The sequence below is a fragment of the Synechococcus sp. WC101 genome, assembly GCF_047461555.1.
Lineage (GTDB): Bacteria > Cyanobacteriota > Cyanobacteriia > Thermostichales > Thermostichaceae > Thermostichus.
The window spans coordinates 1-1,277 of sequence record NZ_JANSHG010000298.1 but is presented as its reverse complement, the minus strand read 5'-3'; the positions used below and the strand labels follow the sequence as shown (position 1 = coordinate 1,277).

At 61.5% G+C, this 1,277-nt stretch carries 2 protein-coding genes; both read left to right on the top strand.

Annotation, left to right across the window (positions count from 1 at the left end; genetic code table 11):
* A partial coding sequence (locus NW809_RS12640; protein ID WP_414402302.1) for a hypothetical protein occupies window positions 1-432 on the top strand: 432 nt, incomplete at its 5' end.
* A 153-nt stretch (window positions 433-585) separates the two neighbouring features.
* A partial coding sequence (locus NW809_RS12635) for a PmbA/TldA family metallopeptidase (RefSeq protein WP_414402301.1) occupies window positions 586-1,277 on the top strand: 692 nt, incomplete at its 3' end.

The window sequence follows — 1,277 nt, the reverse complement described above, 5'->3', positions numbered from 1 at the left end:
CCTTTAGCCTATCCAACCATGGGGCAACACTGGCAACGGCTTCAGTTCTTTTCTCGTCAGATATTTTTAAACGGAGGCCTTCTGTTTCTGATCCTGGCTGGCCTGATCTTGGCAACAGGACTGCCCCTGGTCGCGTCCAGCGCTTGGGCGGCCACCCAGCCGGCACTATCCGGCAAACTGACGGGGCCGGAGTGGCGCCAGGCGGATCCTGAGGCCAAGCAGGCCTTTTGTCGCAAAGCCTTTCAGGCCTTTCGGGCCTCTCCTGCCCAGAGCTACATCATCAGCTCCAACGTGCAGGCTTTGACCCCAGAAGGTTTGTGTCAGCGGCTGGATCAGTTCTATCAGTACGCCATCCACGACGAGATCCCGCTCAACCAGGCAGCCAACATTGCCCCCCTGCTTTTTTCAGATCAGCCCCTGGAGCAGCCCTGATCCGATAGGGATCCGGAAAACCGCCGGCAAACGGATCCCGGCGCCTGAGGGAACCGCTTGAAACAGGCGCGCTCTTCTGGGTCCCGTTCCTGGGGCAGGCCTTGCTGCTAGGGTCGATAATAGAACTGTTCTCTTGCGGATCTCAAGTTTTCTATGGCCGGCTCCGTCATTTCTCCTGAAAACCTGCTGGATCTCTGCGAACAGGGTGTGCAAAAGGCTTTGGCTGCCGGAGCTGACCAAGCAGAGGTGTTCGCCAACTCAGGCCGCGAGACGGAAGTCACCTTTGAGAAAAATGACCTCAACCTGGCCCGCAGCAGCAGCGAGACCCTGTTCGGCATCCGGGTTTTCTGCGGCGGCAGGCTGGGCTTTGCCACCTCCAACCGCCCTGAGGATCTGGCGGAGACGGCTGCTGAGGCGGTGGCCATGGCCAAGGCTTCGCCGGCGGATCCCCTCAACGGCCTGCCAGATCCCCAGCCCCTGCCCCAGGTGTCTTTTGCCCTCGACCCGGGCCTGCTGGAACTGGATGCCGCCGAGCTGACGCAACTGGGATCCCAACTGGTGGAGTGGGTGCGCTCCCAAGACCCGCGCATCACCATCGACAGCGGCTCGTTCAGCGTAGAAGAGGATACCGTGGCCATTGCTTCTTCCACCGGCATCCGCGCCAACTACCACAGCGTCGAGGCGGGCGGATCCCTGTTCGGCATGGCCATCGATGGGGACGAGGTGGGCAGCTTTGCCTACGACGGCGACAGCGTCCAGAAGCGGGCGGATCTGGTGCCGGCGCTGGAGCGGGCTTTTGAACGCTTTGTCCAGAAATGTGTGGGGGCCTTGGGAGCTACCGAGGG